This is a genomic window from Proteus sp. fly-1089 (assembly GCF_040138965.1).
Taxonomy (GTDB): Bacteria; Pseudomonadota; Gammaproteobacteria; order Enterobacterales; family Enterobacteriaceae; genus Proteus; species Proteus vulgaris_B.
The window spans coordinates 583,106-605,700 of the sequence record NZ_JBEETS010000002.1 but is presented as its reverse complement, the minus strand read 5'-3'; the positions used below and the strand labels follow the sequence as shown (position 1 = coordinate 605,700).

The 22,595-nt window shown below is 39.9% G+C and carries 18 protein-coding genes and 1 rRNA gene; 15 read left to right on the top strand and 4 right to left on the bottom strand.

Features of this window, described 5'->3' with window-relative positions; genetic code table 11:
• The first annotated feature begins 159 nt into the window (after positions 1-159).
• Positions 160-275 (top strand): 5S ribosomal RNA (gene rrf / locus ABN080_RS09190).
• Positions 276-404: 129 nt separating this feature from the next.
• Here rrf and ABN080_RS09185 read toward each other — a convergent pair.
• Positions 405-1,064, bottom strand: coding sequence for a GntR family transcriptional regulator (locus tag ABN080_RS09185; RefSeq protein WP_072069862.1), 660 nt, complete (start codon positions 1,062-1,064; stop codon positions 405-407).
• Between the two features lie 465 nt (positions 1,065-1,529).
• Here ABN080_RS09185 and ABN080_RS09180 point away from each other — a divergent pair, with 465 nt between their 5' ends.
• The 7 genes from ABN080_RS09180 (at position 1,530) to ABN080_RS09150 (ending at position 9,070) form a co-directional block, all read left to right on the top strand.
• Positions 1,530-2,774 carry an NRAMP family divalent metal transporter gene (locus ABN080_RS09180; RefSeq protein WP_349440873.1) on the top strand — a complete coding sequence of 415 codons (1,245 nt, stop codon included), beginning with the start codon at positions 1,530-1,532 and terminating at the stop codon, positions 2,772-2,774.
• A gap of 13 nt (positions 2,775-2,787) precedes the next feature.
• Positions 2,788-3,573, top strand: a complete 786-nt coding sequence (locus tag ABN080_RS09175) for a LamB/YcsF family protein (RefSeq protein ID WP_349440872.1) — start codon at positions 2,788-2,790, stop codon at positions 3,571-3,573.
• A 2-nt stretch (positions 3,574-3,575) separates the two neighbouring features.
• A complete protein-coding gene (locus ABN080_RS09170; RefSeq protein ID WP_196554895.1) occupies positions 3,576-4,382 on the top strand; it encodes a putative hydro-lyase in 807 nt (268 codons plus the stop codon).
• Between the two features lie 14 nt (positions 4,383-4,396).
• On the top strand, positions 4,397-5,974 hold the full coding sequence (locus ABN080_RS09165; protein WP_197269597.1) for a 5-oxoprolinase subunit B/C family protein: 1,578 nt from the start codon (positions 4,397-4,399) through the stop codon (positions 5,972-5,974).
• A gap of 16 nt (positions 5,975-5,990) precedes the next feature.
• Positions 5,991-7,736: an acetyl/propionyl/methylcrotonyl-CoA carboxylase subunit alpha gene (locus ABN080_RS09160; RefSeq protein WP_349440871.1), complete on the top strand. Its 1,746-nt coding sequence runs from the start codon at positions 5,991-5,993 to the stop codon at positions 7,734-7,736.
• Between the two features lie 202 nt (positions 7,737-7,938).
• A complete protein-coding gene (locus tag ABN080_RS09155) occupies positions 7,939-8,736 on the top strand; it encodes a sulfite exporter TauE/SafE family protein (RefSeq protein WP_349440870.1) in 798 nt (265 codons plus the stop codon).
• 103 nt (positions 8,737-8,839) lie between these two features.
• Positions 8,840-9,070: a hypothetical protein gene (locus ABN080_RS09150; protein WP_072069856.1), complete on the top strand. Its 231-nt coding sequence runs from the start codon at positions 8,840-8,842 to the stop codon at positions 9,068-9,070.
• A 38-nt stretch (positions 9,071-9,108) separates the two neighbouring features.
• Here ABN080_RS09150 and ABN080_RS09145 read toward each other — a convergent pair whose 3' ends face one another.
• Positions 9,109-9,549, bottom strand: a complete 441-nt coding sequence (locus ABN080_RS09145) for a PACE efflux transporter (protein ID WP_196554891.1) — start codon at positions 9,547-9,549, stop codon at positions 9,109-9,111.
• Positions 9,550-9,660: 111 nt separating this feature from the next.
• On the opposite strand from ABN080_RS09145, the gene ABN080_RS09140 reads away from it, so the two are divergent.
• Positions 9,661-10,563: a LysR family transcriptional regulator gene (locus ABN080_RS09140; protein ID WP_340894911.1), complete on the top strand. Its 903-nt coding sequence runs from the start codon at positions 9,661-9,663 to the stop codon at positions 10,561-10,563.
• Here the strand turns inward: ABN080_RS09140 and narL are convergent.
• Together narL and narX are read right to left on the bottom strand one after the other, a co-directional pair.
• Positions 10,560-11,213: a two-component system response regulator NarL gene (narL, locus tag ABN080_RS09135; protein WP_082151816.1), complete on the bottom strand. Its 654-nt coding sequence runs from the start codon at positions 11,211-11,213 to the stop codon at positions 10,560-10,562. The genes ABN080_RS09140 and narL overlap by 4 nt on opposite strands.
• 1 nt (position 11,214) lies before the next feature.
• On the bottom strand, positions 11,215-13,044 hold the full coding sequence (gene narX / locus ABN080_RS09130) for a nitrate/nitrite two-component system sensor histidine kinase NarX (protein WP_196554889.1): 1,830 nt from the start codon (positions 13,042-13,044) through the stop codon (positions 11,215-11,217).
• A 297-nt stretch (positions 13,045-13,341) separates the two neighbouring features.
• Between narX and ABN080_RS09125 the strand changes: the two genes are divergently transcribed.
• The 6 genes from ABN080_RS09125 (at position 13,342) to ycaC (ending at position 22,502) form a co-directional block, all read left to right on the top strand.
• On the top strand, positions 13,342-14,736 hold the full coding sequence (locus tag ABN080_RS09125) for a NarK family nitrate/nitrite MFS transporter (protein WP_072069851.1): 1,395 nt from the start codon (positions 13,342-13,344) through the stop codon (positions 14,734-14,736).
• Positions 14,737-14,788: 52 nt separating this feature from the next.
• Positions 14,789-18,550 carry a nitrate reductase subunit alpha gene (locus ABN080_RS09120; RefSeq protein WP_349440869.1) on the top strand — a complete coding sequence of 1,254 codons (3,762 nt, stop codon included), beginning with the start codon at positions 14,789-14,791 and terminating at the stop codon, positions 18,548-18,550.
• The gene (gene narH, locus ABN080_RS09115; RefSeq protein WP_072069849.1) at positions 18,550-20,103 is read left to right on the top strand and encodes a nitrate reductase subunit beta; all 1,554 of its coding nucleotides are present in this window, start codon (positions 18,550-18,552) and stop codon (positions 20,101-20,103) included. The genes ABN080_RS09120 and narH overlap by 1 nt, the downstream gene beginning before the upstream one ends.
• On the top strand, positions 20,103-20,828 hold the full coding sequence (narJ, locus tag ABN080_RS09110) for a nitrate reductase molybdenum cofactor assembly chaperone (protein ID WP_072069848.1): 726 nt from the start codon (positions 20,103-20,105) through the stop codon (positions 20,826-20,828). The genes narH and narJ overlap by 1 nt, the downstream gene beginning before the upstream one ends.
• Positions 20,825-21,502, top strand: coding sequence for a respiratory nitrate reductase subunit gamma (gene narI / locus ABN080_RS09105; RefSeq protein ID WP_109409196.1), 678 nt, complete (start codon positions 20,825-20,827; stop codon positions 21,500-21,502). Before narJ ends, narI begins: the two co-directional genes overlap by 4 nt.
• A gap of 376 nt (positions 21,503-21,878) precedes the next feature.
• Positions 21,879-22,502, top strand: a complete 624-nt coding sequence (gene ycaC / locus ABN080_RS09100; protein WP_072069846.1) for an isochorismate family cysteine hydrolase YcaC — start codon at positions 21,879-21,881, stop codon at positions 22,500-22,502.
• Positions 22,503-22,595 lie beyond the last annotated feature (93 nt).

Here is a 22,595-nt window from a genome sequence, read left to right as displayed (position 1 = left end):
TACGTTGAGCTAACCAGTACTAATGAACCGTGAGGCTTAACCTGACAACACCGAAGGTGTTTTGTCTGAGAGACAAAAAGTAGATGAAGTAAGCTTGTTTAAGATTGAGATTACTGGCGACTGACCGAAAGGAAGGAAGCGGGTAATAAACCGAATTTGCTTGGCGGCCATAGCGCAACGGTCCCACCTGATCCCATGCCGAACTCAGAAGTGAAACGTTGTAGCGCCGATGGTAGTGTGGGGTCTCCCCATGTGAGAGTAGGGAACTGCCAGGCATTAAATAAGACGAGAAAGCCAACCCAATGGGTTGGCTTTTTTGCGTTTGGTTTTTTTTAATAGAATAATGAGAAAGATATGCTATTTAGATGCCCCAATATAGGGCATTTTTATTATCAACTGAATAATTAACAAAGATTATAGCGAGAGAATGCAGCGAGTACTGTCCTTTCTGAAATTTCCAAATAGTCTTCCATAGCCATCGCCGCTTCCTGTGCTTTGCCATCCATTAACAGTATTAAAATCTGTTCGTTTTTCTCAATATAAGGTGCATGTAATAACTGAGGATCATTTAATAAACCGAATGCTAAACGCAATTCAGCTAAAATAAGCTGGTATTGCTTAAATAATCTGGGGCTATCAGAAAGCTCAGCGATAGCGGTATGAAAATGCATATTACAGGTTCCGACACCACTCCAATCCTGTTGTTCTTGAAACTTTTTTGCTTGATTGACACTATCTTGCATTCTAATAATAGCAGGGTGCATAGGATAAGAATGTCGTAATGCGTCACACTCAATTAACCGCCTTACACGATAAATATCCATAATAGAGGCCATATCTGGCACTGAAACAAAAACACCACGATTAGGTTTATAAGTTAACAGTCCTTCTTGAGTCAGCACACGAAAAACCTCTCTCAAGGTATTACGAGATATCTCTAGTGTTTCACTTAATGCGGTTTCTGAAAGTCTTTCTCCGGGAGGTAATTCTCCTATAGTGATCTTTTGCCGAATAATATTGGCGACTTTTTGAGAAAGAATTTGTGGTGATGTTTTTTTCTGCATTATCTTCTGCTATTAGCTCAATAGAAACATCTATTCTATCAGTGAGCTTTACAATATATAACCTCTATTGTTGCTGTATGTTGTACTTATCACTCTCTACAATATCGCTTTCTATTTCTTTTTATTAAAAAAATTAGTTTTTCTTTATCAATCTTTAATACTCAAATTTATTTTTCTCATTTGAATGCACTATTTTTGTGCATCCAATTTTTGTATGCCTTATTTTCGTGCATTTTTGATACGAATAAATTACCCCGAATTGTCAATAAAATGTTAAAAATGCGATCTTCTTTGCACTTTTATCATCTCATATTTAAATCTATTTGCTTATTTATTCATCTATTATTATTAATTGTTCAACAATCTAATATCAGATGATTAACAATCAACTATTCATGCTCAACAATGGCATGCAAATTGCCTTAGTAATAATAATTAAAATAATGATGATAAAGGGGGTAGCTTATGGCTACACAAGATTCTGCAAATACAACTTCGTTTATAAAAAGTAGGCGTTCCTCTCTGATTGCCGCTATTTTTTTAATGGCAACCTCGGCAATTGGTCCTGGCTTTATTACACAAACAGCAACCTTTACGGTGACAATGGGTGCCGCATTTGCATTTGGGATCTTAGCGTCGATCGTGATTGATTTTATTGTGCAACAAAGTATTTGGCGAGTGATCACGGTAACTAATATGCGCGCTTCAGATATTGCCAATAAAACTATCCCAGGAAGTGGCTATTTGCTGGCGATATTAGTTATCTTCGGTGGTTTAGTTTTTAACGTCGGTAATATTGCAGGTGCAGGGTTAGGGCTTAATGCGATGGTTGGACTAGATCCTAAATGGGGTGGGATCTTAAGTGCATTACTTGCGATCTATATTTTTTCTTCACGCAAAGCCAGTAATTTTATTGATCGCATGATTATCATTCTTGGTATGGTCATGATCTTGCTAACTGTTTTTGTCATGTTTGCTTCTAATCCACCTATTGGTGAAGCATTAAGACAAACAGTTTTACCTGACTCTATTAACTTTGCCACAATTACCACGATTGTGGGTGGAACAGTAGGGGGTTATATCTGTTATGCGGGTGCTCATCGCCTTCTTGATAAGGGAACGACAGGTATTGAGAATATTGAAGCGGTATCAAGCGCTGCAACAAAAGGTATCTTAGTTGTTGGGTTGATGCGTTATATCTTGTTTCTTGCAATATTGGGTGTTGTTGCCAGTGGTGTTACATTGGATATTTCTAGCCATGCCGCAAATCCTGCTTCACAAGCATTTCAACATGCGGCAGGTTTAACTGGGTTACGTATTTTTGGTCTTATCTTATGGGCGGCTGCTCTCACTAGTGTTATTGGTGCTGCTTACACTTCTATGTCATTTATCACTGTGTTTAAAAAAGGGCTCACGGAGCGCCAACGTAATATCGCAACCATTATCTTTATTGCTGTTTCATTAGCTATTTATATGATGATGGGAACAGCGCCCGCTGCTTTATTAGTTTTTGCCGGTGGTTTTAATGGTTTGATTTTACCTATTGGTATGACACTGTTTATTTTTGTTGCATGGCGTCGCCAAGACTTAATGAATGGCTATAAATACCCAGCATGGTTGTTATGGTCAGGTATTTTAGTCTGTGTGCTGACTTGGTATATGGGCATCATGTCAGTTGGTGCGATTTTCAACTACCTCAAGATTGCTTAAAGGAATAATAACAATGATAAATACCATCGATTTAAACAGTGATTTAGGTGAAAGTTTCGGTCAATGGACCATGGGCAATGATAATGCGGTACTTGAAATAGTCAGTAGTGCCAATATTGCCTGTGGTTTTCATGCTGGCTCCCCTGATGGAATTTTAAGAACATTAAAAGCGGCAAAACGGCATAATGTCTCGATTGGAGCTCATGTTGCCTATCCTGATTTAGTAGGTTTTGGCCGTCGTAATATGGATATTGCCAGTGATGAATTAACCGCTGATGTGATTTATCAAATTGGTGCTTTGCAAGGGCTAGCTAAAGCAGTAGGTTTGAGTGTGACTTATGTTAAGCCTCATGGTGCACTTTATAACACAATTGCTCATGATAAACGCCAAGCACTTGCTGTTATTGAGGCGATACTTGCCGTAGATCCTCAATTAGTATTAGTTGCTTTAGCGGGATCTCCCTTGATTACATTTGCAAAAGAGAAAGGGCTTCATGTAATAGCAGAAGCCTTTGCAGACAGAGCTTATCACGCTGATGGCACTCTGGTTTCTCGTAAAAAAGAGGGCGCAGTTTTACATGATCCGAAACGTGTTGCACAACGTATGTTACAACTTGTACAAGAAGGTGGTATTGAGTCTATAGAAGGTATTTTTACTGCTATAGAAGCAGATTCTATTTGTGTCCATGGTGATAGTCCTGACGCAGTCAATTTAGCTAAAAACGTAAAAGAAACTTTAATAAATAATGGTGTTGAAATTAAAGCATTTGCTCCAGCTTTACTGAAAAGTGAGGGGTAAATATGACAAATTTAATGAAAGCAACTGCTGATGCAATCGCCAAAGCACAAGAGGCTCGATTAGCAATTCGTCATGGTTTAGCTATACCAACAGCAGGTATGGCAAAAGGAATGACACAAGCAAATATGATTAGTTTGCCTCGTGATTGGGCATTTGATTTCCTACTTTATGCACAGCGCAATCCTAAAAGCTGTCCAATATTAGATGTTTGTGAATCAGGTAGTTATCGCACTGTTTTAGCGCAAGGAGCTGATTTACGTACTGATATTCCTCTTTATCGTGTTTGGGAAAATGGCAAATTAGCGGATGAAATTACAGATGCTACAGCCATTTGGGCACAACAGCCTGATCTCGTGACATTTCTTATTGGCTGTAGTTTTACTTTTGAAACGCCGATGTTAGAAGCGGGCATTGAAATTCGACACATCACGGATAACTGCAATGTTCCAATGTATAAAACCAATCGCTTATGTCGCCCAGCAGGACGATTAGAAGGCGAGTTAGTTGTTTCAATGCGTCCTATTCCTTCAGATAGAATTGCTGATGCAGTAATGATAAGTGGTCGCTTTCCTTCGGTACATGGTGCTCCTGTCCATATTGGTTCCCCTGAAGCGTTAGGTATCAAAGACATAATGTCACCAGATTTTGGTTCACCAGTGAGAATTGAAGACGGTGAGATCCCTGTGTTTTGGGCTTGTGGTGTGACACCACAAGCGGCGGTGATGCGCTCAGGTGTTCCTTTTGCACTTAGCCATGCTCCTGGGCATATGTTTATTACCGATGTGCCCGATGCAGCTTATCACGTATAAGGGAGGAAGATACTTTGCGCTTTTTACCGGTTAACTTATCCCATTTACTTGTTGAGCTTTCCTCTCTAAAAGAGACGCTTGCGTTGTATGAATCCGTTAAACAAGCGGATATTGTTGCTATTCAAGATATTGTGCCCGCAGCGAAAACGCTCTTAATTCACTATACTCCGTGGCTAATCACGGCTGAAGAACTTGTTATTCAGCTCCGACAATTAGAAATCAAAGCGGTATCAGCACGTCAAGCACAATCATTAACGATCCCTGTTCATTACCAAGGGGAAGATCTTCATGAAGTGGCTGAATTATTAGGTATAACCACAAATGATGTGATCCGAAGACATACCGAACAAACCTATCAAGTGGCATTCACCGGTTTCGCGCCGGGCTTTGCTTATCTGATCGCTGATGAAACTGAGCTCTATGTACCTCGGCGTAAAACTCCTCGCACACGGATCCCAGCAGGTTCTGTCGGATTAGCTGGTGAATTTAGTGGTGTCTATCCACAACAAAGCCCAGGTGGTTGGCAATTAATCGGAACTACGGAAATAAAAATGTGGGATCTTTCCCGCAAACAACCTGCCTTTTTATTGCCAGGAAATGAAGTGCATTTTATTGATGCACAAAAAGCACCAATAACAGTTTCATTACCTGAAAAAAAATTAGCAGTAACTTCCTCTCTCTCATTAAATGATAAAGGCTTATATGTCATTTCGGCAGGGTTGCAGACATTATTTCAAGATGAAGGACGAATTGGTGCTGCATCAATGGGAGTTTCCGCTTCTGGTGCACTAGATAAACCTGCTTTACATGCGGCTAATCGTTTGGTGGGGAATCCGACAACTTTCGTGGCACTTGAGATAACTCAAGGTGGATTAAGGCTTAAAGCGCGACAAGATTGTGTTATTGCTTTAACTGGGGCGGATTGTTCTATTTTACTAAAACATGAGTCGGGAGAGAGTGAATATCTATCAAGCTATCAACCTATTGATGTTCGTTGTGGTGATGAAATTATTTTAGGCATACCAACAACAGGGGTACGTAGCTATCTTGCTGTGAGAGGTGGGTTTGAATTACCTAAAGTTTTAGGTAGTTATGCTTTTGATACTTTAGCGCAAATTGGGCCTAGTGCACTGCAAGAAGGAGATGTTCTTCACCTTAACAACGACAGCACATCAAACCGCATTATTGTTGAGGAGCAACCAATATTAACACTGCCAAAACAAGGAGATACCGTCACGCTTGATATTGTTTTAGGCCCTCGTACTGACTGGTTTACCGCGGATGCAATAAAGACGCTGACCTCTCAATTATGGCAGGTCACACCACAATCTAATCGTATTGGTTTACGTTTATTAGGCGAAACGCCTCTTACACGTGAGCAACAACAAGAATTATCAAGTGAAGGTACCTGTATTGGTGCAATACAAGTGCCAATTAATGGGCAGCCTGTTTTGTTTCTTAACGATCACCCATTAACGGGGGGCTATCCTGTTATTGGTGCTGTCGCTGAATATCACTTACCACTCGCAGGGCAGATCCCTGTTAACGCTAAAATTCGTTTTAATCCAATTACCGAATTTCAAGAATATTGATAGGAGAATGCCACTCATGACAACAATTAACCAAAAACAACGAGTGAAGCATCGAGTACTTATTGCAAACCGAGGCGAAATCGCAGTTCGTATCATTCGTGCTTGTCAGGATTATGGTGCCACTTCAATTGCTATTTATGCGAATGATGATATTGATGCACTGCACGTTCGTCTTGCTGATGAAGCTTATGGACTCAATGGTAATTTACCGAAAGAAAGCTATTTAGATATCAACAAAATTATTGATATTGCTAGTAAAGCTAAAGCGACGATGATCCATCCGGGCTATGGTTTTCTTTCAGAGCGAGCGGATTTTGCAAAAGCGGTACAAGAAGCCGGATTTATTTGGGTTGGGCCAAATCCTGAAACGATTGAAGTTCTTGGCGATAAAGTGAAAGCACGTAAAATTGCACAGTCAGTTGGTGCTCCTTTAGTTAATGGCACTGCTGATCCTGTTAATAATGCCAAAGAAGTATTAGATTTTGCTAAGCAATATGGTTTACCCGTTGCGATTAAAGCTGCTTTTGGTGGTGGTGGGCGTGGTTTGAAAATCGCCCATAAAATGGAAGAAATTGAAGAACTGTATCATTCGGCAGTAAGAGAAGCTGTCACGGCATTTGGTCGTGGCGAATGTTATGTTGAACAATTCTTAGATAAGCCTCGTCATATCGAGGCGCAAATTATCGCAGATAAATTAGGCAATGTCGTCGTCGTCGGAACACGAGATTGTTCACTACAACGTCGTAATCAAAAGTTGATTGAAGAAGCACCTGCACCTTATTTAAATGATGAACAACGCCAACGTATTCATCAATCAGCCAGTGATATTTGTGCTAAAGCGGGATATATAGGGGCTGGTACAGTTGAGTTTTTATTAAGTGCAAATGGCACTATCTCATTTTTGGAAGTCAATACCCGTTTACAAGTAGAGCATCCAGTTACAGAAGAAACCGCAGGTATTGATCTAGTTATCGAGCAGTTACGTATTGCTGAAGGTTTACCACTAAGTGTTGATAAAACTCCCGTCCCGCGCGGTCACTCTTTTGAATTTAGGATTAATGCGGAAGATCCCACCAAAGGTTTTTTACCTACACCTGGTTTAATTACACATTTTTCTCAGCCTTCAGGCCCTGGTGTGCGAGTTGATAGTGGTGTTGCTGAAAATAATCAGGTTTCACGTCAATTCGATTCAATGATGGCCAAACTGATAGTGACGGGTGCAACTCGCGAACAAGCCATTGCTCGTGCTCGTCGAGCATTATCTGAATTTAAAATAGAAGGCGTGGCAAGTGTATTACCTTTCCATTGTAAAATGATGGAACAAGATGACTTTGTTGAAAGTTTTAAAGTGCATACTCGTTGGATTGAAACTGATTTTCAGGCAAAAAATATCCATTTTCCTCGTAGTACACCAGCAAAAAATGAAGAACTTGTACGTACCTTTATTGAAATTGATGGCCGTCGTCATGAACTTGCTTTGCCTGCTCAATTACTGTCACTCTCTGCGGTAATACCAACAGTCATTAGTGCTAATCATGAGAAAGAAGAGAATGAAAAAGCTGTGATAGCGCCAATCTCTGGCATATTACATAGCTGGATCTTATCTGATGGTGATAAAGTTAAAGAAGGTGATGTCATTGCCATTATGGAAGCGATGAAAATGGAAGTTCAGGTAGTCGCATCTCGTGACGGGGTATTACAGCAAAAAGCCAAAACAGGCGATTACTTTTCAGCAGAAACCATTTTAGCTGAAATAAATTAAGTACGTTAAAGAATTAACACATTGATTAATAAGAATAATATCTGTCTTTAATCTTATCCCTTTAATATGAGTAAATTTCGTATTAAAGGGTTTTTTATAATAACTTTATTTATATATCTATTTGTTATATCTAATTCCTTTTGGTTATAAGTTATTTTGCCTATAATCTAGGCTCGCTAAATTATCAGCAAAAGGAAATAAGATGTTACTCGTCTCACAACTGCTTATCGGCGCTGCAATAGGGTTAGTTATTACAACGACCGGAGTTGGCGGAGGCGTTATTTTATTACCTGTTCTTATTTATCTTTTTGGAATGAATGCATTAGCGGCTGTGGCAACAGCTAATTTGTTATCTATGCTAATGAAACTCTCGTCTTCTTATATCCATTTTCGTTTAGGTAATATTCCATTAAAACCCGCATTATTAATTTTAGCGATCATGTTTCCTGCAACTTTTTTAGCAAGTTATGGGGTGACGTGGTTGGGATCGCAACCTCAATATTACGATCGTGTTGAATCTGGTATTAATATTTTAATGATCGTTGCCATTGTATTTTCATTGGTCTTGTTTTTACAACGAATGATAAGAAGATCAACAGGTTCACATCCTTTAATTTCTTTGCCACCATCTTCATCTGTTACTTTTTCTTCCTTATTTGTACCAGGAATGAGTGCAGGGTTTGTGCTTGGAGCAACGGGAGTAGGGGGGGGATTAGTCGTATTGCCTGTATTAATGCGTTTTGCACAAATGGGGATTAAAGAGGCGATTGGTACCTCTATTTTTATTACAACCATTCTTTCGGGGGGCTCCGCTATCGCTTATAGTGCTGGTGGCTATACCGACGTACATACCGCACTTATTCTCTGTTTAGGCTCATTACTTTCTATTCCGCTAGCACGCTATCTTTTAGCATATTTATCAGAGCGTTTTTTCCAATACTTAACACTGTCTTTTATTCTGATCAGCATCATGATGATGAGTTGGAAGTTAATAAATTAACTTAATGTAATATCGAGTGAGTCAATTTTTCTCTTATTACCTTTCGTTAGACTAAACTAATTGATAATTATTAGATTAATTCTTAAGAGTAAGTAGAAACGAGATGAACATTAAAATAGGTGATGAATTTTTAGTTTATATGGCGCTAGGTGAAGAAAGCTATATGAAAGAATATTATCGTGTTGTTGAATTAGATACTCAGCTTTCTCAAGTAACAGGTAAGTTACTCAAAAGAACAACGGCTGATGATAAAAACATGGGTTTAGGTCGTTGTGAGTTAGAGGGCGGTATTGAGCAATTTGCCTTAGAAGATATCTATCCTGTTAAAGAGTGATCTTAATTGCAGATCACTCTTCTTAATTCGCTTGTCGTTTAGGCTACAGGCGCATTTTCAGGTAATGCAGATTTCGGTAAACCAAATACTTTGTCAAATATCCAGTTATAAACGAAAGTATAACAAGGGATAATGATGATCAGCGCAAAATCCATCACTAACGCTTGCCATAACGAAACATTAAGCCACCATGCAATTAACGGAATTAAATAGAGTACTAGTGTTAGCTGAAATCCAATTGCATGTACAATACGACGCCTAAAAGTTCGAATTCTTGAAATCTGCCGACTTTCCCAAAATTCAAACATACAGTTATAAATAAAATTCCAACTCACCGCGATTGTTGTTATCACAAGTGCTAATGGGCCAGTTACTGCTGTTGAGCTATCGGCCAAAAGAGCAAGTCCAACGGATGAAATAACCCACCCAAAAATCTCATAAGCTGTCACGTAGACAATTTTTCGTTTGATACCTTGCATTGTGCTCTCTTTTTTCTGTGGATTAGTGTTGTTAAGCATCGTAAGATAAATCAGCAAGAATGACAGAAAAAGTCAGCTAGTATCAATTTAACTGAAACATCAGGAGTGAACATGCAGTTTTCAAGTGAACATATTGCGATATTTTTAGCCGTGATGGATAAGGGATCTTTTTCTGCGGCAGCTCGTTCATTAAAACGCGTTCCTTCCGCAGTCAGTATGGCGATTGCCAATATGGAAGCTGAATTAGGTTATGCACTTTTTGAGCGATCATCACGAGAGCCTCAGCCAACCGAAAAAGCCAAAGCACTTGAACCTCATGCCAGAATGATCGCAGAGCAATTAAAATTATTACAAGTGCATGCTCAAGAGCTTTCAATGGATCTCGAAAGTGTCTTAAATATTGGTGTTGCAGCTGATATTAATCCTGATTATTTATTACCTGCGTTATCTGAATTAACGCAACGTTATCCATTACTTAATGTGAATGTGATAACCGCGGCACAAGATGACATTATTGAGATGTTGCATTCGCATAAAATTCAATTGAGCCTAGTTTATGGGGGCTTGTATGTGAATGGTGATGAGCAATTTCAATATCTCGGCTCTGAATCATTAGTGGCAACGATCTCTGCAAGTCATATTGCATTAGCACACCCATCTGGCGTATTTATTGAGGATTTAGTAAATGTTCGCCAAATTATGATCGCAAGTCACACTAAAGAGTTGAGGGATGAGCGCTCATTAGTGGCGACAAATTATTGGCAAACGGATAGTTTTCAAATGGCATTAGGCATGGTTGAAGCAGGAATGGGATGGGGTAATTTGCCATATTCGTTGATTTATACTCAATTACAAAAAGGTAAATTAAAGCAACTTCAGTTTAAAAATACGAAAAATGAATTGCGATTGCCTATTCATGCCATGTGGTTAAAAGGGGAGTCGTTACAAAAAGGGGCGAAAGAGTTAGTTGAGCTAATGAGAACTCATCAGCCCATTGTGCCTAATTTTGATTAATCGACACGTTGTTGATGAACCCAAACGGCAACTTCAACGCGAGATTTTAGCTTCATTTTTTTCAGTAAGTGTTTAACGTGTACTTTGACCGTACTTTCTGTGATATCAAGTTTACGTGCGATCATTTTATTGGATAGCCCTTGTGCTATTAGTTTTAAAATATCACGTTCACGCGGGGTGAGCTGTTCAATATCACGCTCACCTTCAGAACGATCTTCACGTAATGATTCAGCTAAAATAGGCGTTAATGCAGGGCTGACAACCATTTTTCCGGCGGCCGCCTGTTTAAGTGCCGCAAGTAATTCTTCAGGTTCCATATCTTTTAGAAGATAACCATCAGCACCACGTTTTAGTGCTGTTACTAAGTCATCACTGTAATTTGAGACACTAAAAACCACGATCCTGCCTGACAATGATTTTAATCGCAGTTGATCGAGTGTTTCAAAGCCGTTCATTCCTGGCATATTTAGATCGAGTAAGATTAAATCGGGATCGAGTTCCTCTGCTAATTTTACACCTTGTAGCCCATCACCCGCTTCCCCAACGACAGTTAATGTTGCATCAAGACTTAAGAGTTGTTTTACGCCATTGCGTAACATTGGATGATCATCAATCAGTAAAATTGTCGCTTTTTCTGTGGGTGGAACCATATTATTCATTACGACTTGCTCCATTTTGGACAGGATCTTTATGAGTAGTTATTAATGGAAATTTAACAAACACTTGAGTACCGCCCTGTTCACGTACTTTTATAGTATAAGAACCATTTAGGCTATTTGCGCGCTCTCGCATAATAATAAGACCATAATGATTTAATTTTTCAGGGTTAGGGCTAATTCCTTCACCATTATCATTAATTTTTAGTTCTACTTGCCCATTATTAAGGCTTAAAGAGACTTCAGCCCAGTTTGCATTGGCATGTTGCAAAATATTATTTAATGCTTCACGTACAATTTGAACAACATGGATGCTTTGATGTGAATTGACACATTTTGCTGGTAGCTGATAATCAAAATTAATAGCAAAACCAAGGCGTTGATTAAATTCATTGAGTGTGCTTTCTAGTGCAGCAAGCAATCCAGGCTCTGTGAGTTTTAAACGAAATGTCGTTAATAATTCTCTTAATTGTCGATATGCGACATTCAGTTCTTCACGCATCTCTTTAAGTAATTTTTGGCAATTATCTGGAAGGGTCTCAGACTGCATTTGCAAATAGCTAACCTGCATTTTTAAACATGATAACGATTGTGCAATTGAGTCATGCAATTCACGTGCAATCGCTGAGCGCTCATCCATCAATAGTAGCTGTTGCTGTTGCTCGTTTTGTTGTTCCATTGCCAGCATTGCCGAAATTTGTTTTGTGAGTAATAACATGAGATTTTTTTGCTCATCACTCAACACCATATTTTCAGGTAATTGCATAACAAACAATCCATAACGATGGATCTGATCGGCGAGTTCCCAATGCAGTAGTTCACTATGTAGTGGTGTTTCGGTAAAAGAAGTTTCTTCACAACGTTCGCACTCTCTATCAGGGCAATGCTCAGGGCGAGATTTTGGCGCTAAACTAATTTCATTAAACAACGTGTGGTGATTATCTTCATATAAACGTATTTGCAAATAAGCATCAGGAATAATTTGTTGAAGCTCAAATAATATTTGTCTTAATCGAGCGCAAAGAGGCGTGGGTGAATGCAATTGTTGACTTGAATGATAGAGGTAAGAGAGTACTTTATTCTTTTGTTGTAAATCGTGAGTTTTCTCAACCACTCTTTTTTCTAGCTCGCTATAAAGTGTAGAAAGCTCTTCTGACATAGTATTAAGTGCAATACCGAGTGTGGCGATTTCATCGTGATGTGTGCGTTGGTGAAAGCGGGCAGAAAAATTACCATGACCAATTGAGTTCGCCATTGCCATTAATTGCTGCCAAGGGTGAAGTAAACGGCGGCGGAAATGCCAAACAGAGCCAAATAACAATAACAGTGTGAGTGCAGTGAAAATCAGCTGCGTATAAGCTACCAACCTTATTTTTTGTTCTGTTAACTGATCTATGCTTAAGACTAATTTGTCTAATTGAGAAACAAACAAGGCGACTTCTTGTTTTGCATCATCTCGTTGTTGTGCATAGAGCAAGGTTGGTTTTAAGGTTTCCTTCCAGTATGTATTTAATTGAGCATATTGTGATTGTAACGATGCATTACTCAGGACTTGAAGTAACTCATTGCTGTCTAAATCGGTTTCTAATTCATGAAGGTAATAACGATGTTGTTCATCTAGGGGTAAAGCAGATAGTAAGCGATAGCTTTGCATTCGTAGCGATCCAGACTTATTAATCGCATGAGCATTACCTTGTACACTCAAAATAATATGGTTAGAAATCGCCATGCCTACCACACCCAATAGAGTGAAAAGTAACATTAATATCGCAATTTGATTAATAATTGAAAAACGGTAGTGCCATTGGACTTTATGAGTACTCATCGTTATTTTTCCAAATTTATTCTGGCGCTATATTGCCTTAAAAACTCATCAAATGTCACATACTACTAAAGTATTACCCCTAAATAGCCAGTAGGTGTAATTTCACTTACAAAGTATAGTGTTTTTTATTTAACTTGTTAATTTAAAATGAAAAATTAAGACTAACCCTATTAATACTTAGGTGTGAATAATACAATCAGTCTAAAAATCAAACAAAACCTTGCTTGATGCAGATCATGACTTATTAACAAATCTAATCGTAAAAAGGTGCCAATCTAACCGTTAATCGAGGTTGTTATGGCACTCACTCAACACCCAGAAAAAATGAGAAAAGGGGTGATCGAAGATTGGCATCCTGAAGATAAAGCTTTTTGGGAAAAGACTGGTCAAAAGATCGCTTCACGCAATTTATGGATTTCTGTTCCTTGTTTACTTTTATCGTTCTGTGTATGGATGCTTTTTAGTGCCGTTGCAGTAAATTTGAATAAAGTAGGTTTTAACTTTACCACAGATCAGTTGTTTATGCTGACAGCATTACCTTCGGTATCTGGCGCTATTTTGCGCGTTCCTTACTCTTTTGTTATTCCTATCTTTGGTGGTCGTCGCTGGACAGCAATCAGCACGGTATTTCTGATTATTCCTTGTATTTGGCTGGGTTTTGCAGTGCAAGACACGACAACGACCTATTCAACCTTTATTGTCATTTCTCTATTATGTGGGTTTGCTGGGGCAAACTTTGCATCCAGTATGGCAAATATCAGCTTTTTCTTTCCTAAAGCACGTCAAGGTGGTGCATTAGGATTAAATGGTGGATTAGGTAATCTGGGTGTCAGTGTTATGCAGTTAGTCGCACCATTAGTGATTGGTGTTGGCGTTTTTGCAATGTTTAGTGGTCCGGGTGTTGTTCAGCCAGATGGTTCACGTTTATGGTTAGAAAATGCCGCGTGGATTTGGGTTCCTTTCTTACTTATTCTGACATTTGCGGCATGGTTTGGTATGAACGACCTTGCGGCGAATAAAGCCTCTTTAAGCCAGCAATTACCCGTTTTAAAACGTGGTCACCTCTGGTTATTAAGTATTTTATACCTGTGTTCTTTTGGTTCATTTATCGGTTTTTCAGCGGGTTTTGCGATGTTATCTAAAACCCAATTCCCAGATATCATTATTTTACATTATGCCTTCTTTGGACCTTTATTAGGTGCCTTAGCTCGCCCTGTCGGTGGCGCTTTGTCTGATAAATTTGGGGGGATTAGAGTCACGCTGATTAACTTTATCATCATGGCAATTTTCTCTGCTCTACTTTTCTTAACACTACCTGAAAACGGTGCTGGTGGCTCATTTATCGCGTTTTATGGCGTCTTTATGGTGCTGTTTTTAACCGCAGGTTTAGGTAGTGGTTCTACATTCCAAATGATTGCAGTGGTGTTTAGAAAAATTACTGTTGACCGTATGAAAGCACAAGGTGCTTCCGATGAAGCCGCTCAAAAAGAAGCGGTAACAGAAAGTGCGGCTGCGCTTGGTTTTATCTCTGCAATTGGTGCAATTGGGGGCTTCTTTATTCCTAAAGCCTTTGGCACATCACTTGCAATGACTGGCTCACCTGCCGGAGCCATGAAAATCTTTGTTCTATTTTATATCGCCTGCGTCTTGATCACTTGGTTGGTCTATGGACGTAAACACAATAAACAATAATGACGAATTATACGCAATGTGAGAGCGCTCGCGCGCATTGGGAGAGTATCTGATGAGTAAGTTTCTCGATAGATTCCGCTATTTTAAACAACTTGGCGATACCTTTTCAAAGGATCATGGCCAAGAATTAAATGTTAATCGTGACTGGGAAGATGGTTATCGTAGTCGCTGGCAACATGACAAAATTGTCCGTTCTACTCATGGTGTTAACTGTACAGGCTCATGTAGCTGGAAAATTTATGTCAAAAATGGGTTAGTAACTTGGGAAACCCAACAAACGGATTACCCACGTACACGCCCTGATTTACCCGATCATGAACCTCGAGGTTGCCCTCGTGGTGCAAGCTATTCATGGTATTTATACAGCGCAAACCGCGTTAAATATCCTATGGTGCGTAAACGCTTAATTAAATTATGGCGTGAAGCGAAAGCACAACACAGTGATCCTGTCGATGCTTGGGCTTCAATTATCAGCTCGCCAGAAAAAACGAAAAGCTATAAACAAGCACGTGGTCGTGGTGGTTTTGTTCGCTCTTCATGGTCTGAAGTGAATGAAATTATTGCCGCTTCTAACGTATTTACAGCTAAAGAATATGGTCCTGATCGTATTATCGGCTTTTCGCCAATTCCGGCAATGTCGATGGTGTCATACGCTGCGGGTGCGCGTTATTTATCCCTTATTGGCGGGGCATGTTTAAGTTTTTACGATTGGTATTGCGATTTACCACCCGCATCACCAATGACATGGGGTGAGCAAACAGACGTTCCTGAATCAGCGGACTGGTATAACTCTTCTTATCTGATTGCATGGGGCTCTAACGTACCGCAAACACGTACTCCAGATGCCCACTTCTTTACAGAAGTTCGCTACAAAGGAACAAAAACCGTTGCGGTTACACCGGATTACGCTGAAATCGCTAAACTGTGTGACCAATGGTTAAATCCAAAACAAGGTACTGACAGCGCAATGGCAATGGCGATGGGACACGTTATTCTTAACGAATTCCACGTTAAACGCCAAACTGAATACTTTAGTAACTACGTGCGCACTTACACTGACATGCCAATGTTAGTGATGTTAGATAAACATGATTCTGGCAATTTAGTTGCGGGTCGCATGCTACGTGCTTCTGATTTAGTGAACAATCTTGATCAGGAGAAAAACCCAGAGTGGAAAACCATTGCTATTGATGAAAAAACACAGCAACTGGTTGCTCCTCAGGGTTCAATGGGCTTTCGTTGGGAAGGGGCTGCTAAATGGAATCTAGAGCCTAAAGACGGTAAAAGTGGCGAAGAAGTCACTTTACAATTGGGGCTTCTAGAGAGCCACGATGATGTTGTTGATGTTGCATTTCCTTACTTTGGTGGCATTAAGAGTGAATACTTTGAAGGTGTTGCCCTTGATGATGTTCTCGTTCATAAACTGCCAGCTAAGCGTATTACACTTGCGAATGGCGAAGAAAAATACGTTACAACTGTCTATGACTTGTTATTAGCAAACTACGGTATTGATCGTGGCTTAAATGATGAAAACTGCGCATCAAATTATGATGAAATCAAAGCATATTCACCAGCATGGGCAGAAAAAGTTACAGGCGTAAACCGTCAAGATATCACCCGTATTGCGCGTGAATTTGCAGATAATGCAGAAAAAACGCATGGTCGTTCTATGGTGATTGTGGGTGCAGGTATTAACCACTGGTATCACATGGATATGACCTATCGCGGTATTATCAACATGCTGATTTTCTGCGGTTGTGTCGGGCAAAGCGGTGGCGGTTGGGCACACTATGTTGGACAAGAAAAATTACGTCCACAAACAGGTTGGTTGCCTTTAGCCTTTGGTCTTGATTGGCAACGTCCACCTCGTCATATGAACAGTACATCGTTCTTTTATAATCACTCCAGTCAGTGGCGTTACGAGACCGTATCACCAACGGAGTTATTATCACCATTAGCGGATAAATCACGCTTTAGTGGTAGCTTGGTTGATATGAACGTGCGTTCAGAACGTATGGGGTGGTTACCATCGGCGCCTCAATTAAACTTAAACCCTCTGACTATTGCGAAAAAAGCCCAAGAGGCAGGCGTTAGTGCCACTGATTATACCGTTAATGCATTGAAATCAGGTGAAATCCGTTTTGCTTCAGAGCAACCTGATAACCCACAAAACTTCCCTCGTAATTTATTTATTTGGCGTTCTAACTTATTAGGTTCGGCGGGTAAGGGACATGAGTATTTACTGAAATACCTGCTAGGTACAGAGAACGGGTTACAAGGTAAAGATTTAGGCGAGCAAGGTCAAGTTAAGCCACAAGAAGTGGAATGGCAAGATAAAGGTGGTGAAGGTAAAGTTGATTTAGTGGTGACTTTAGACTTCCGCATGTCAAGTACCTGTCTTTTCTCAGATATCGTTTTACCAACCGCAACATGGTATGAAAAAGACGATATGAATACTTCGGATATGCATCCATTTATTCACCCATTAACGGCAGCCGTTGATCCTGCTTGGGAGTCTAAAACAGACTGGGAAATCTATAAAGGTATCGCTAAAACCTTCTCTAAATTGTGTGTAGGCCATTTAGGGGTTGAAACCGATTTAGTGACATTACCTATTCAACATGACTCTGCTGCTGAAATGGCACAGCCTTTCGATGTAAAAGATTGGAAAAAAGGTGAATGTGACCTTATTCCGGGTAAAACAGCACCACACCTTATTCCTGTTGAGCGTGATTATCCAAATACTTATGCTCGCTTTACCTCACTTGGCCCTCTGATGGATAAATTGGGTAATGGCGGTAAAGGGATCAGTTGGAATACACAAACAGAAGTCGATTTCCTGAAAAAACTCAATCGTGTTCGTCATGATGGCGCAGCAAAAGGGCGTCCAGCGATTGAAACGGCAATTGATGCTGCTGAAGTTATCCTCTCTTTAGCGCCTGAAACTAATGGTCAAGTGGCTGTAAAAGCGTGGGATGCACTAAGTAAAGTGACTGGACGTGATCACACGCATTTAGCCAAAGTGAAAGAAGACGAAAAAATTCGTTTCCGCGATATCGTTGCTCAACCTCGTAAGATTATCTCAAGCCCTACATGGTCTGGTCTTGAAGATGAGCATGTCTCTTATAACGCTTGTTATACCAACGTTCACGAGATGATCCCTTGGCGTACGTTAAGTGGTCGCCAGCAGTTGTATCAAGATCACGAGTGGATGCGTGCTTACGGTGAAAGCTTAGTGGTTTATCGTCCACCAATTGATACCAAAGCGATTGATGCGGTTAAGGGTAAAAAACCAAATGGTTTCCCTGAAAAAGCGCTGAACTTCCTGACTCCTCACCAAAAATGGGGTATTCACTCAACTTATAGCGATAATTTACTAATGTTAACACTAGGTCGTGGTGGCCCCGTAGTGTGGCTAAGTGAAGATGATGCTAAAGAGATGGGAGTTAGCGATAACGATTGGGTTGAAGCGTACAACAGTAATGGTGCGTTAACGGCAAGAGCCATTGTCAGTCAACGTATTCCTGATGGCATGATTTATATGTATCACGCACAAGAGCGTCAAATAAACCTACCCGGCTCAGAAGTGACAGGAATGCGTGGTGGTATTCACAACTCTGTGACGCGTGTTTGCCCTAAACCAACCCATATGATTGGTGGATACGCTCAATTAGCTTATAGCTTTAACTACTACGGTACTGTTGGCTCTAACCGTGATGAGTTTGTTGTGGTGCGTAAGATGAAACAGATTGATTGGCTTGATGGTGAAGGTGATGCTTATCAACAGACCCTGAATGGACAGGAGAAAGCATAATGAAAATTCGTTCACAAGTCGGTATGGTACTCAACCTCGACAAATGTATCGGTTGCCATACCTGTTCAGTAACCTGTAAAAACGTATGGACTAGCCGTGAAGGTGTTGAATACGCATGGTTCAATAACGTTGAAACAAAACCAGGTACAGGGTACCCACAAAATTGGGAAGACCAAGAAAAGTGGAAAGGTGGCTGGATCAAAAATATCAAAGGTAAATTAGTGCCAAGAATGGGTAACCGTGTTGGTCTGTTATCTAAGATTTTTGCCAACCCTGATGTCCCTGCATTAGATGATTATTATGAGCCATTTGATTACGACTATGAGCATTTGAAAAATGCACCAGAAGGCTCATTGCCGACAGCACGTCCTCGCTCGCTGATCACTGGTCAACGCATGACTAAAATCGAAAGAGGTCCAAACTGGGAAGATGATTTAGGTGGCGAATTTAGCAAACGAGCTGCGGATAAAAACTTCGCCAACATGCAAAAAGAGATGTATGGACAGTTTGAAAATACATTCATGATGTATTTACCACGTTTATGTGAACACTGCCTAAATCCTGCTTGTGTGGCGACCTGCCCAAGTGGTGCGATTTATAAACGCGCTGAAGATGGCATTGTGCTTATCGACCAAGATAAATGCCGTGGGTGGCGCATGTGTTTAACTGGGTGCCCATACAAAAAAATCTACTTCAACTGGAAAAGTGGTAAGTCAGAAAAATGTATTTTCTGCTATCCACGTATTGAAGCCGGTCAGCCAACACTGTGTTCAGAAACTTGTGTAGGGCGTATTCGTTATCTGGGTGTAATGCTGTATGACGCAGATAAAATCTCACAAGCTGCCAGTGCGGATAATGAAAAAGATTTATACCAAAGCCAGTTAGATATCTTCTTAGATCCTTTTGATCCAGAAGTTATCAAAGCGGCTGAAGAACAAGGTATTCCATTAAGTGTGATTGATGCAGCACAGCGTTCACCTGTCTACAAAATGGCAGTGGATTGGAAGCTCGCATTGCCATTGCATCCAGAATACCGCACCTTACCAATGGTTTGGTATGTACCACCTTTGTCACCAATTCAATCTGCTGCTGATGCAGGGGTGTTACCACATACAGGCGTTCTGCCTGATGTAGAAAGCTTGCGTATTCCAGTTCAGTATTTAGCCAATTTACTGACGGCTGGGGATACTGCACCAGTATTATTAGCACTAAAACGAATGTTAGCGATGCGTCATTACAAACGTGCTGAAACCGTAGAAGGAAAAACTGATTTAAGTGCGTTAGAGCAAGTCGGTTTAACTGAAGCACAAGCACAAGAGATGTATCGTTATCTTGCTATTGCAAATTATGAAGATCGCTTTGTTATTCCATCAAGTCATCGAGAACTTGCAAGAGAGGCTTTTCCAGAACGTAATGGTTGTGGTTTTAGCTTTGGTGATGGTTGCCATGGCAGTGATAGCAAATTTAATTTGTTTAATAGTCATCGCATCGATGCGATTGATATCACTTCAAGAACACCTCAGGATGAACGTCGTTCAGAGGAGAAAATATAATGATTTCTCTGAAAGTTATTTCTCATCTTTTAGATTATCCCACACAAGAGTTGTGGGATAACCGTGGCGAGCTTATTGATGCATTACAGGAGGCCGATGAGCTTCCTGTGACTCAAGTTGCAAAATTGATGGCGTTTATTCACGCTTTAACGCAACAAGAGTTATTAGATGCGCAATCTAACTACAGTGAGCTTTTTGATAGAGGTCGAGCTCGGTCACTGTTGTTATTTGAACATGTTCATGGTGAATCTCGCGATCGTGGTCAGGCAATGGTTGATCTGTTAAATCAATATCAACAAGCGGGGATCACATTAAGTAGCCGTGAACTCCCTGACTATTTGCCTACTTACCTTGAGTATTTAACACTTTTACCTACAACCGAGTGTATTGAAGGGCTAAACAATATTGCTCCTATTTTGGCACTGTTAGGTGAACGTTTAAAACAGCGAGGCAGTGATTATCACGCTCTCTTTGATGTATTGCTTTGTCTTTCACAAAGCGGGCTAGAAGCATCACAACTCACTGCTCAAGTAGAAAAAGAGCCTTTAGATGATACCCCAGCGGCGTTAGATGCAGTATGGGAAGAAGAACAAGTGACGTTTCTTGGAGAAGGTACACAATGTGGCAGTAGCAATATTAGCCAACATCAGCGTCGTTTTGCACAAGAAACCGCAGTTCAATATCTCAATGTGGGGAATTCGTTGAATACGGGAGCACAAAAATGAATTACATCAATATGTTATTTTTTGATATCTATCCCTATATTGCTGGTGCCGTTTTTATTATCGGTAGCTGGTTACGCTATGATTACGGTCAATACACTTGGCGTGCAGGCTCTAGCCAGATGCTAGACAAGAAAAATATGCGATTGGCTTCTAATTTATTCCACGTTGGGATCATCGGTATTTTTGCAGGGCATTTTTTAGGTATGTTAACGCCACACTGGATGTATGAATCATTCCTGCCTATTGAATATAAACAAATTATGGCGATGGTGGGGGGAGGTACTTGTGGTGTGTTAATGCTGGTGGGGGGCGTGATGTTATTAAAACGCCGTTTAACCAATCCACGAGTGAGAGCCACATCTTCATTTGGTGACATTATGATTTTAACGCTGCTGGTTATTCAAGTGGCATTAGGTCTACTAACAATTCCATTCTCAGCACAACATATGGATGGTAGTGAAATGATGAAGCTGGTGGCATGGGCACAATCTATTGTGACATTCCATGGTGGTGCTTCAGCAAATCTTGAAGGTGTTGCATGGGTATTTAAACTGCATATTTTCTTAGGAATGACGATTTTCTTATTATTCCCATTCTGTCGATTAGTCCATATTTGGAGCGTACCTGTTGAGTACTTAACTCGTCGCTATCAAATTGTCCGTAATCGTCATTAATGAGATCCATCTCCTGATAGTAAGTTAGAGACCTTTTAGTTGCGCTTATCTCACCCCCGCCCGCGGGGGTTTTTTTATTTCTTTTTCCTGTCCTACAACATCAACAAATTTTTTGAACGGTTAGAGCAATAATCTTTAGATTCATTTAAGAATGATTGCACTTATAATTCTTTTCAACGAAACGAATAAATTTATATAAACAAATAAGCAGTTAATTAAGTATCGTGATATTCAATTAAATTTTAAGTTTGCAATAGATTGTTTATTATTAATAAGTACATTTAAATGTAAATTTAAAAGGATCTGAATATCGTCATATAAATTTGGTGCTATGATTTAATTGAGTCTTACCTCTATTATATTATCGGAGATTATTATGAGCTTTAAATATCATCGTATTGATAAAAATAATGCCGCTGTTTTGTTGGTAGACCATCAAGCCGGATTACTCTCTTTAGTGAGAGATATCGAGCCAGATAAATTCAATAATAATGTATTAGCATTAGCCAATGCTGCTAAATACTTTAATTTGCCTACCATTTTGACTACCTCATTTGAAAATGGCCCTAATGGCCCTTTAATGCCTCAACTTGTTGAGATGTTCCCTGATGCACCTTATATAGCTCGCCCCGGACAAATTAATGCTTGGGATAATGAAGATTTTGTAAAAGCAGTTAAAGCAACAGGTAAAAAACAACTAATTATTGCTGGTGTTGTGACTGAGGTTTGTGTCGCATTCCCTGCATTATCAGCACTTGAAGAAGGTTTTGAAGTATTTGTTGTCACAGATGCTTCAGGGACTTTCAATTCAATCGCACGTGATTCAGCGTGGGACAGAATGTCAAAAGCGGGTGCTCAATTGATTAACTGGTTTGGTTTGGCTTGTGAATTACACCGTGATTGGCGTAATGATGTCGAAGGATTAGGTACACTGTTTGCTAACCATATTCCAGACTATCGTAACCTTATGACAAGTTATAATGCATTAACAAAAAAGTAATCGATTAATTTAAGTTTTTCCTAAAAATAGGGCTTATATTATTTTTCGGTAAGTATAATTTAATGAAAATAAAAATTTATTAAATTATAGATA

Coding starts and splice junctions, on each gene's coding strand:
- ABN080_RS09175 (WP_349440872.1), top strand. CDS start 2,788: ATGATAAATACCATCGATTTAAACAGTGATTTAGGTGAAAGTTTCGGT.
- ABN080_RS09145 (WP_196554891.1), bottom strand. CDS start 9,549: ATGCAAGGTATCAAACGAAAAATTGTCTACGTGACAGCTTATGAGATT.
- narX (WP_196554889.1), bottom strand. CDS start 13,044: ATGAGTACTCATAAAGTCCAATGGCACTACCGTTTTTCAATTATTAAT.
- narJ (WP_072069848.1), top strand. CDS start 20,103: ATGATTTCTCTGAAAGTTATTTCTCATCTTTTAGATTATCCCACACAA.
- ABN080_RS09140 (WP_340894911.1), top strand. CDS start 9,661: ATGCAGTTTTCAAGTGAACATATTGCGATATTTTTAGCCGTGATGGAT.
- narH (WP_072069849.1), top strand. CDS start 18,550: ATGAAAATTCGTTCACAAGTCGGTATGGTACTCAACCTCGACAAATGT.
- ycaC (WP_072069846.1), top strand. CDS start 21,879: ATGAGCTTTAAATATCATCGTATTGATAAAAATAATGCCGCTGTTTTG.
- ABN080_RS09120 (WP_349440869.1), top strand. CDS start 14,789: ATGAGTAAGTTTCTCGATAGATTCCGCTATTTTAAACAACTTGGCGAT.
- ABN080_RS09155 (WP_349440870.1), top strand. CDS start 7,939: ATGTTACTCGTCTCACAACTGCTTATCGGCGCTGCAATAGGGTTAGTT.
- ABN080_RS09180 (WP_349440873.1), top strand. CDS start 1,530: ATGGCTACACAAGATTCTGCAAATACAACTTCGTTTATAAAAAGTAGG.
- narL (WP_082151816.1), bottom strand. CDS start 11,213: ATGGTTCCACCCACAGAAAAAGCGACAATTTTACTGATTGATGATCAT.
- ABN080_RS09170 (WP_196554895.1), top strand. CDS start 3,576: ATGACAAATTTAATGAAAGCAACTGCTGATGCAATCGCCAAAGCACAA.
- ABN080_RS09185 (WP_072069862.1), bottom strand. CDS start 1,064: ATGCAGAAAAAAACATCACCACAAATTCTTTCTCAAAAAGTCGCCAAT.
- ABN080_RS09125 (WP_072069851.1), top strand. CDS start 13,342: ATGGCACTCACTCAACACCCAGAAAAAATGAGAAAAGGGGTGATCGAA.
- narI (WP_109409196.1), top strand. CDS start 20,825: ATGAATTACATCAATATGTTATTTTTTGATATCTATCCCTATATTGCT.
- ABN080_RS09150 (WP_072069856.1), top strand. CDS start 8,840: ATGAACATTAAAATAGGTGATGAATTTTTAGTTTATATGGCGCTAGGT.
- ABN080_RS09160 (WP_349440871.1), top strand. CDS start 5,991: ATGACAACAATTAACCAAAAACAACGAGTGAAGCATCGAGTACTTATT.